The organism is Rhodococcus sp. T2V (assembly GCF_029269925.1).
GTDB lineage: Bacteria > Actinomycetota > Actinomycetes > Mycobacteriales > Mycobacteriaceae > Rhodococcus_F > Rhodococcus_F koreensis.
The window spans coordinates 1-491 of the sequence record NZ_JARJBD010000393.1; the positions used below are offsets into that span (position 1 = coordinate 1).

At 68.8% G+C, this 491-nt stretch carries 2 pseudogenes; both read right to left on the reverse strand.

What is annotated here, in order from left to right:
• Nucleotides 1–352: pseudogene (locus tag P3H15_RS54530) on the reverse strand (GvpL/GvpF family gas vesicle protein); the annotation flags it as partial.
• Nucleotides 349–491 (reverse strand): annotated as a pseudogene (locus P3H15_RS54535) (gas vesicle protein); the annotation flags it as partial. The pseudogenes P3H15_RS54530 and P3H15_RS54535, both read right to left, overlap by 4 nt.

A 491-nucleotide genomic window follows, 5' to 3' on the forward strand; every position in this document is an offset into this window, starting at 1 on the left:
GGAGGCGAACTCGTCCTCATGGTCGGCGAGCAGCTCGTCGATCACCGCGTCGCGGGCGGAGACGACGGCACCGAACCGCAACGGCAGCACCGGCGCGACATGCGCGGTGCCGTCCAGGATGTGGGCGTGCGTCTGCAGGTCCGCGGGGGCGCCCAGTCGCCTGCCGGGATCGATCTCGCTGACCAACGCCGCGATCTCACCCTGGTGGCGATCTCGATCGGGGCGTCGTGGATGCCGGTGGCATCCTCCTCTGGGTGCACGTTCGCCGGGACGATGCCGTACACATAGATCGCGGACGCCTCCGCAGCAGTGCCCCGTCCCCGTCGGCCCGAGTGTCCTCTGAGGAGGTCATGTGTTCCTCCGGCGGGGTGCGGGTTCACGTTCGCCGCTCGAGCCGCCGAGCAGCTCACCGAGCGTCTCGCTCACGCCCTCGAGAACACCCTTGGTCTTGGATTTGGTGCTGCCGCTGCCCTTGACGTCGGAGACCAGAT